We start from the raw sequence: 9,358 nt of genomic DNA, 5'->3' as shown, positions 1-9,358 counted from the left end.
CTTGTTATTAGTGTGTTGTCAAAGAACAAACTTTATGAATTAAAACTTATCAAAACTCTTGACTCTTTACATACCAGCGAAGTCGAAGGCTGATTTTACCATACTTTGTCATGGTTCGACAAGCTTGCCCTGAGCCCTGCCGAAGGGCTCTCCATGACGTATGTGAGTCAAGCGGATAAGCATATTCAATTTTTCTTGGGGTTAGAGAAAACCCCAAGAAAAATTTTTTTGAATCTATTTGAAATACCAATTCAAAACTATTGTCAATGATTCCACTGTCACAAGAAAATAAATTCTGCAACGCCGCTCTATTCCAATGGCCATAATCAGGAAACCTCCTGCGAAGATAATACAACAAGGCTCCATCTATTTTTGGAAATACAAAACCGACGGCTGGCTCGGGAGCGAGTGGCATTTTACTGCTGATCCTGCCGGTTGTGATTTTTTAGTTCAATGTTTTGAACGTTTGTTACAATCCGAATTCCCGTGCGAGCTTGTTATTCATCTAACGCCGGTCTCCCAAAAAATACTGCGAATTCCTGACTACAATTCTCCGTTCAAGAATATGGATGAATTGCAGTTTTCGTATCGGCCTGCAGGTTCGAGTTATTATGAATGGACTATCGTTGATAACAAGAGCCGCGTCGACATAACGATGGGAAAAGCGATGCTTGCAGAATGGAAGCGCGCCGTTTTAGCAGTAAAAAATGGAAACGGTGATTTTTCAATTGGACTGAATGAAGACCATACGATATTTATGTGGCGGATGCCGCTATGATGATTCGTTGTTAAGAAGAATTACTCTTCGCGCCTCGACCTTCCATAAAGCTTTTCGCCGGTCCTTTCGTCAATTGGCCCACATTTGCATTACAATGTATGGCGTGCTATATTATTCACAAGAAACAGGAAAGCCGTCTTGCGCAGTTCTGTCTGCGTAAATGAATCTTCATTTTTATTAAAGGAGGTTCCCATGCAACATTTATTGCGGTGTTTAAAGGTTGGAACTTTAACTTTGTTTCTGACCGTACTGGTGCAAAACCGTTTCGCGGCGGCGCAAAGCGCTGAGGAATTAGTCAAGAAAGCCGAAGGGGATCTTAAAAAAAGCCATTCTCTCATTATCGCCGGAAGACATGAAGCTGCTGTTGACATCTTAAAGAACGTGGACGGAACGATCGCGAATGCTCAGAAATTGGATGCCAATCAGCCGCGTCTGTCTTCCGTCATCAAAACTTTTATGACGCAAAAGGAAAAGGTCGAGAAGAAACTCGGAAAGGAAATTGCAATATCCTTTGACGCGGGTGAAAAAAGTTCGGCGGCACAAACAGACAGAACAATGAGTGTTCCGGCCGGCGGCAGTAAATCTGTCCAGTTGCCGTACGACGCCCGTTATCCGATGCAGCAGTTCAGTTCATCATATAGATCATTTGAAGATTATTACGCTCAGTTTGCCATGGAAACCGCGGAGATGCAGGCGATCCTGATAAAACGTATGCAGGATCATCTTGATAAAATGAAAACCAGCCTGGCCTTAGCGAAAGTAGAATCTTCAAAAAAAAGCGTTACAGCGCACCCGGATTTTGATGATGCCTCACAAAAAATACAAGTGTCAGAAAATAAATATGCTGAATTGAGCAAAAACTATCAGCAACAGGTTTCCAAACAAAATGAATTGAATAAAAAGGCGGCAACTGACATGGAGGCCATTAAAACATTATATTCAGATCTTCGGAACAAAATTTTTGACGCGGCCGGCGGCTCTGTTATCTACTATAATGAACCATCCGAATTAGAGCCTTTGCTCACAAGGATAGAGCAATTTGAAAGATCGGACAAAATGAACGCGCAAAAATTGTTGGAGAGTTTTGCAGCGAAATACGGTAACACGGAAGAGGCTATTGAGAAAAGCACCGGCGACTGGCAGACGGCAAATTCCTACACAACAATTGAAGAAGGCATTCAGAATGTGGCGAAAACGCGCGAGGCAATTGCAAGGGATCTCGTACAGAAGTATCAGAATGGACTTAATGAAGTGAAATCCAAACATGATTTTTACAAAGTTGCATACTTGACCGGTTTAAAGAAGGTTCTTGACATGGCTGTACGATTTTCTCCCGGGTTTGCTGAAGCTATAAAGGCGCAGGATGACCATCAGCATAAAACAGATACGGCCCTTAAAGATTTTTACGCTGCCGTAGATAAGAAAAACTGGCCTACGCATAGTGCGGATTCACCTGCCAATGCAAAGGAACTCGCGAAGGCGGCATTCACATGGTTCAGCAACGATATTGGGTGGGGACAACGGGATAAGGACGAAAAAGCAACCGACAAAGAAGTAAGAAAGCCGCTGGATGTTTCCGTTCACGGACCGTGGTCAGTTCAGGAAAGAGATCTGTTCGGTAATCCGATCATGTACGGACTACCGGTATTCGTCGCGGTTGAAGTGGCAAGCGAGAAATCACTTAACTTGGTCAGGGTGTACGATGTAACCATGCGCACGGAAGAAAAAGCAGGTGCAAAACAGGCGCCGCCTTTTTTTAGTATTACGGTCGGAAACAGTCACTATATCCGACCCTCCAAACTGAAGAAATAAGGGGATCTGTTCATATCAAATCCCGTCCACAGTACGTGTAACTATGGCGACATAATATTTCTTAGTATTCCGAATGACTGTTGAATTTAGACTACGCATGCATTATTTTAAAAAGAACTTCTCAATGACCATACATATAAATAACCTGAATGCGCACATTAAAACATCTATTTGAAAAGAATAAAGCCTGGGCGGAAAAGATATCTTCGGCTCAGCCGGGCTTTTTTAAGGAATTATCACAACAGCAATTCCCGGAATATTTATGGATAGGTTGTTCTGACAGCCGGGTTCCGGCTAATGAGATTGTCGGACTTCAACCCGGCGAATTGTTTGTCCACCGCAACGTGGCCAATATTGTCATTCACACCGACTTTAATTGCCTTTCCGTGATTGAATACGCCGTTGAAGTTCTTCGCGTAAAAAACATCATCGTTTGCGGACACTACGGCTGCGGTGGAGTGAAAGCGTCCTTGAAGGACAATCAATTGAGTATCAGTGATAATTGGCTGCGCCATATTCGGGAAATTGCTCAGAAACATGAAACGGAACTCAGTCAGATAAAAGTTGAATCTGAACGGATGGACAGGTTGTGTGAACTAAATATTATTGAGCAGGTTCACAATGTTTGCAATACGACGATCGTAGAAAAAGCATGGAAGCGTAATCAGCCCCTGGCTGTGCACGGATGGATTTACGGCCTGACCGACGGTCTTCTCCATGATCTCAATGTGTGTACTGCCAGCGTTGAAGAAATGAAATCATATTTCGAGCGGAAATAATCCGTTATGCGATTTTGATAAATGCATCGGTTCATCCCGCCAAATTTTTGTTCAACAAACAAACCATGAAGTGAGAAGCCCGCTGATTGCGATAGGGCTAAAAATGTAAATAGGCAGATTTAAAAAAGTTGCTTTTAACCAACCGGAAGATCTTACTTATTTCACGTAGACCATTTTTTTTGTCTTGCTGTACTTCTTAGTTTCCATTCTGTAGAAATAAATTCCACTGGAAAAACCTTTCATGTCCACCAGCACGTGATTCTCGCCGACATTATACGAATCATCCGCCAAAATTCTTACTTTTTGACCCAATTCATTGAACAATGAAATCTTAACATGACCGGATTCCGGCAGGTCAAAACGTATCGTCGTTCCTTGATTAAACGGATTGGGATAATTTTGCTTTAGTGAGAATTTTTCGGGAAGAGGTTCTGAGCTGCTATATAAATTGTGAAGCGTGTGTCTGTCCGCAATATGATAATTCCTGGTTATAAATAGAAACGTTATGCTATCTGAATTGGCCACAACGATCATGGCGCCATAATCATCGTTAAACCGAACGTGGGATTCCGGTATCGCTGTTCCGAAAGAATAAATACTTCTGCCGCCTAAACCGTTAACAATATAAATGAGGCTGTCTTTCAAAAGACGTTCATATGTATGATCATGGCCTGCCAGAACAGCCGATGCGCCCCACCGCTTAAACGGCCACTGCATGGTCGTCGTCGAACCGTGAACCGAACTTGAAGAATAGGGCGGGTGGTGCATGTACACAATCTTCCATATGGCCGTGGATCCTGCGAGTGCTGTTTTTAACCATTGTGCCTGAACAGATGAACTATCGATACCATCGGGTTCATTCGGATCGCTGTCAATGGCAAAAAAATGTACGGGGCCGCGAACAAAATCATAATAACGCTCATTGCCCGGCAGGCTGAAATAATTCAAATAAGGAACGGCGCCGGTTGTAGCCCAGTCATGATTTCCCAGACACGGAAAAAAACGATTGATCGTATCCCCTGATCCATAACTTCCAACATAAGGCGAGATAAAGCTGCTGTAGTACTTGCCAATATTCTCGTCAATAGTAGTAGCAGCGCCAACATCATAATTATTATCACCGGTTGTAATAATAAAATCAGGGTTCAGATTGTTAACCATGCTTGCGACATCCGCCTCGGGTTGTCCTGCTTTTCCAAAGTCCCCGATCACAGCAAACCGAATTGAAGAACTATTTTGAGCGTGCCCATGCATGTCGGGATTCGTGCCTGCAATAAAAATAAAAATTGTTAGACAAAAATTTTTCACGATGCTTAAGTGTTTTTTTTAGATAAACGATCGATTATTTCATTCTCTTGTATAAAAACGCGCTTTCTTTCAATACGCTTTCTTTCTCTCCTGTATTTAAAGCATATTTTGCACCGCTCCAAATTGCAGCGCCGCCGTATTCACCGCGTCTGTTGACGGCATAAAACGTGACATTGAATTTCGGTTTCTTATCGTCGTTCATAAGACGCGCTTCTTTCGTATGGTCTACAATTCGCTGACAAGCCATCAAGCAGGCTTGCTCGGGTGATTTGCCCTGCCGCATAAATTCCACGATCATGACGCTGCTGCAATTGAGCAAATTGGCTTCCCCACGCCCCGTTGAACCGGCAGCGCCGACCTCATTATCAACGTATAATCCGGCTCCGAGTATCGGCGAATCTCCGACCCTCCCTGGTATTTTGTACGCAAGCCCGCTCGTTGTGGTTACGCCGGATATATTGCCGAACGCATCCACGGCATTGCAGTTTATCGTACCGGTCGTCCGAATATAATTTTTCACATTTTCGCCAATGTCTTTATCTTCTAGTTTGTGCTCCGGCAGCCAATCGTCATCTTTGCTCAAATTTTCTTTCCATTTCAACCATTCTTTCCTGGCCTCATCGGTCAACAGGTTCTCTTCCTTAAACCCGTGTGCTTTTGCGAATCGTAATGCGCCATCGCCGACCATTAACACATGATCCGTTCTGTCCATGATCACTTTGGCAACTTTGGACGGGTTTTTTATATTGCGCAGGGAAGCAACGCCGGCGCCGCGGCACGAAGGGCCGTGCATAACGCAGGAGTCCAGTTCCACCACGCCTTCTTCATTCGGTAAACCTCCGTAACCCACGCTCATATCGTTTGGATCGTCTTCAACCATATTGACTCCTGCGATGCATGCGTCCAACGCATCGGCGCCGTTGAGTATCATTTCCATTGCTTTGGCCGTTGCCTGAAGGCCGTTCGCGCTGGAAATAACTACCGGCTTTACCTTTGTTTGTATTTTTAATTCCTCAAGAAAGGACAGCTTTGGCGTCAACAGGAACCCCGCTCCTGTGACCAGTGAATTCTTCAGAAACTCCCGACGCTTTGTTTTCATACAACCTCCTATTGCAATGAATAATGATTAACGTGCTTATCGGGTTGGATCACAAAAGGAAGGGAACACTTCAGTCTGAGCGAAGTCGAAGACTGATTTTACTAAACTTGGTCATGGTTCGACTCCGCTCACCATGACGTATGTGAGTAAACCCGATAAGCACAATGATTAATAAATAAAAAAAATCATAATCCTGATTTGCTACTCCGGTTTTTTCCATCCTATGGTGATAATTTTTTCCGTTGAATCGATTTTGAAAGTAGCACGATAATTTTCTAAAGGTGTTTTCCAAAGACTGCATGGATATTTATTAGAACTCCCCATAGAAAACTGAAGCAAATGGGCATACTGCGTGATATAACTTTCTTCTGTTTCGTTTTGATCGGCATTTTTCAACCGATAGAATATCTGGAAATAGAATTTTTTTAAATCAATGTACCCCAGCGAATCTGCCCGGCTGTATAGACAAGGGAACAGTTCCTTGCGAATGAATTTTTGCTGCTTTGGGCTCAGGTCATTAACGTCAAACCGGAGCAACAAATAGAACCGGGGATTCTTAAGATCTTTCTCAAGAGAGGCCTTCCAGTCATCATAAGACTCATTGAGTTGTTCTGACAAGATTCGCCTCATTTCGAATAAAGTTTCCGCATCGGACTTGCCGATCTTCAACGTTCGAAATGAATATCCGTAGACTACATTCGAACTTCGGTGAAGGCTTTTAAAATACAATTGTATGTCAAGCCCGCCGTAATGGCCGCCAAGCCCGTTATCACCGGCAATGACGACCTCGATCCGGTAATATTGATCGCCGCCTTCCGAAAAGATCGGTTCGGCGCGTTGGCGGAATTTTTTATAATCTTTTTTATTACGGCTTACATTCTTGATCTGATAGCTTTCAAGAACTTCCTCAAAAATATTTATTATTTTTGAATTGAGCATGTCGAGAGTGGTTTGAGAAATGTCCATATCTTTAGGACGGGACTGGAAGGAAGAAACATTGGCGTTGATTAGATTAACATTCCATGCCGATTGCCGGTCAAATTTACCTCTTATTTCTACTTGAAACTGAGCGGTATCTGAGCCTTCAAATAATTTTTTATTCTGGGCCTCCCCCGGGCGGGAGAGACTGATCAGAACAACCGCACATATGCAACCGGTGAGTGCTTTATTCATAAAGTTTTTTTAATCTGACCAATAATTGATGTTTATGCGCTTATCCACTTTATTCACAAACGTCATGGTGACCAGCCTTCGACCGAGCTCAGACTGAACTTATCTTTTCCATTGGTGAGTCAACCGGATAGGTACGTTAATTTATTAATAATTAGAATTGTATTAAACCTTCTGAAAATAATTTAGTCTAATCATTACAAAAAACAAATACCTAAACCAGAAAATTGAAAGGACTCATCATGAAGCCATTCTCATTTTTGAGCATTGCCGCCTTTATCCTATTCACAAATATGGGCGTTTACGGCCAAGAAAAAAATATCACTATTATTACCGATGTCGACCATGACGACGAACAGGAATTCTTCGCGTTTATTCCGGACATGGATTCATTTGACGATTTTGAAGGCATGGACATGAATGAGGAAAAAGGATTTGCGTGGAGTGACGAAGCCGGAGCCGGATTGCCCATTCCTCCTGAAATGCCCGACGATCTGAATCTCACTAAAGATCAGACCGATAAGATGAAAAAAATTAGAAACACGGCCAGGAAACAAAACATTCCATTAAAAGGGGATATTCAGCTTAAGCAAATGGAGTTACAAGAATTAATGGCGATGGACAGCCCCGACAAGAATACAATCGCCTTGAAAGTAAAAGAAATTGATGCGCTTCGAACACAGGTCAAACTTAACAAAATGAATGCACGTATTGACTGCCGGAACGTTTTAACCAAAGATCAAAAGGATAAAATAGAACAAATGCGTACGCAGCGCCGACTGATGCATTTTGACGGCAGGAAGCATAAAATGAAATTTAAACGAGAATTACGGGGCGAATAAGCTGTACTCCTCCCGATTATAAAGGCAAAGCATAACTGCTTTGCCTTCTTCTTTTTATAAACCATCTTGATTTTGAGACCGCTCTTTTCTATTTTCTTGGCACATAAATTTCACTCCAAAACAGTTATGACGTCAGATAATTTCTATCATTTATTATTGTTATCGTCTATTCCCGGGATAGGACATGCAAAGATACGCACGTTGGTCAATAAATTCGGATCGGCTGAAAATGTTTTACGTGCGCCTCTGCACCAATTGATCGCGACAGACGGTTTTGACCAAAAAACTGCGGAGAAAATTTTGAGCCCGTCACAGCGCGACCCGCGTTTTGTTGACGATCAGATAAAACTCCTGGATCAATACCATGTTAATATCGTTACGTTTTGGGATGATGTTTATCCGGAAAATCTCAAAAACATATTTGATCCGCCGGCTTTCTTATTTGTTCGCGGCACGTTATCTGATACCGATCGCTATTCGGTAGCCATCGTCGGGACGCGTGAATGCACATCGTACGGAAAATGGATCACTGAATCGCTTGCGCAGGAACTTGCCGTCCGCGGTATTACGGTGGTAAGCGGGCTTGCCCGCGGGATAGATACGATTGCGCACATCACTGCAATAAAAAATGGCGGCAGAACATTAGCCGTACTGGGTTCGGGCGTTGACCGGATCTATCCATCGGAAAATTTCAAGCTCGCGATGGATGTTACCGAACACGGCGCATTGATATCGGATTATCCGATGCGCACCTCGCCTGATGCCGTTAATTTTCCAGGACGCAACCGTATCATCAGCGGTATTTCTCTCGGAACGCTGATCGTGGAGGCAGGCGAAAAAAGCGGAGCACTGATCACAGCCGAGTACGCAACGGAACAAAACCGTGAAGTATTCGCAATTCCAGGGAATGTGAATGTCAAGCAATCCCAAGGTCCAAACCGGCTTATTAAGAACGGAGCTAAATTAGTCGAATCCGTGGATGATATACTCGTCGAACTCGAACACAAGCTGATGCCGCTTACCCATCCCGTGAAAAAGGAAAAAATTCTACAGCTTAATCATCATGAACAATCCGTCTACGACTGCGTAGCAAATGACCCGCGTCATATTGATCAAATATCAAAAACGGCTAATTTAAGTATTGGCGAGACGTTATCTTATCTTCTCAACCTCGAGCTGATGGGCGCCGTTAAACAATTATCCGGAAAACATTTTGTAAAAATCTAACCGAGGGTTGCCGTGCCAAAAAAAGTTTTAGTTGTTGACGACGAAAATACCGTTCGAAGCTTATTGAAGATCTATTTATCAAAGTCGGGATACGAACTTGATTTTGCCGAGGACGGCATTCAGGCTATGGAAAAAATAAAATCATTCGATCCGGATATCGTCATACTCGACACCAATATGCCGGGCAAGAACGGTATTGAGGTTTGTGCGGAAACCAAAGCTATTAACCCGTCAAGGCCTAAAATCATATTTCACACCGGATCGCTCGAGGAATACAAAGCCAAAGCGGAAGCCGCCGGCGCCGATGCTACTTTTGCAAAATCAGGTATGGGTGGATTAGGGA

The 9,358-nt window shown here is 43.3% G+C and carries 9 protein-coding genes; 6 read left to right on the top strand and 3 right to left on the bottom strand.

The features are described from left to right. The first annotated feature begins 316 nt into the window (after positions 1–316). The 3 genes from F9K33_16110 (at position 317) to F9K33_16100 (ending at position 3,369) form a co-directional block, all read left to right on the top strand. The gene (locus F9K33_16110; GenBank protein KAB2877601.1) at positions 317–778 is read left to right on the top strand and encodes a hypothetical protein; all 462 of its coding nucleotides are present in this window, start codon (positions 317–319) and stop codon (positions 776–778) included. A gap of 192 nt (positions 779–970) precedes the next feature. After that, positions 971–2,590, top strand: coding sequence for a hypothetical protein (locus tag F9K33_16105; protein KAB2877600.1), 1,620 nt, complete (start codon positions 971–973; stop codon positions 2,588–2,590). 149 nt (positions 2,591–2,739) lie between these two features. Continuing rightward, positions 2,740–3,369, top strand: a complete 630-nt coding sequence (locus F9K33_16100; GenBank protein KAB2877599.1) for a carbonate dehydratase — start codon at positions 2,740–2,742, stop codon at positions 3,367–3,369. Positions 3,370–3,525: 156 nt separating this feature from the next. On the opposite strand, the gene F9K33_16095 is transcribed toward F9K33_16100, so the two are convergent. From F9K33_16095 to F9K33_16085, 3 genes are all read right to left on the bottom strand, one after another. Beyond that, entirely contained in the window at positions 3,526–4,623 is a 1,098-nt protein-coding gene (locus F9K33_16095; GenBank protein ID KAB2877598.1) for a T9SS type A sorting domain-containing protein, read from the bottom strand. 88 nt (positions 4,624–4,711) lie between these two features. Next, on the bottom strand, positions 4,712–5,776 hold the full coding sequence (locus F9K33_16090; GenBank protein KAB2877597.1) for a N(4)-(beta-N-acetylglucosaminyl)-L-asparaginase: 1,065 nt from the start codon (positions 5,774–5,776) through the stop codon (positions 4,712–4,714). Between the two features lie 201 nt (positions 5,777–5,977). Then, positions 5,978–6,949, bottom strand: a complete 972-nt coding sequence (locus F9K33_16085; GenBank protein KAB2877596.1) for a hypothetical protein — start codon at positions 6,947–6,949, stop codon at positions 5,978–5,980. Between the two features lie 239 nt (positions 6,950–7,188). On the opposite strand from F9K33_16085, the gene F9K33_16080 reads away from it, so the two are divergent. The 3 genes from F9K33_16080 to F9K33_16070 all read left to right on the top strand — a co-directional run. Then, the gene (locus F9K33_16080) at positions 7,189–7,788 is read left to right on the top strand and encodes a Spy/CpxP family protein refolding chaperone (GenBank protein KAB2877595.1); all 600 of its coding nucleotides are present in this window, start codon (positions 7,189–7,191) and stop codon (positions 7,786–7,788) included. Between the two features lie 126 nt (positions 7,789–7,914). Next, positions 7,915–9,015, top strand: a complete 1,101-nt coding sequence (gene dprA / locus F9K33_16075; protein KAB2877594.1) for a DNA-protecting protein DprA — start codon at positions 7,915–7,917, stop codon at positions 9,013–9,015. 12 nt (positions 9,016–9,027) lie between these two features. Continuing rightward, positions 9,028–9,358 (top strand): response regulator (locus F9K33_16070; protein KAB2877593.1); only part of this gene is annotated, 331 nt, incomplete at its 3' end.

Source organism: bacterium (assembly GCA_008933615.1).
In the GTDB taxonomy this organism is placed as follows: domain Bacteria; phylum CLD3; class CLD3; order SB21; family SB21; genus SB21.
Note: the sequence above shows the minus strand (reverse complement) of the source record. Positions and strands in the feature narration are given on the sequence as shown.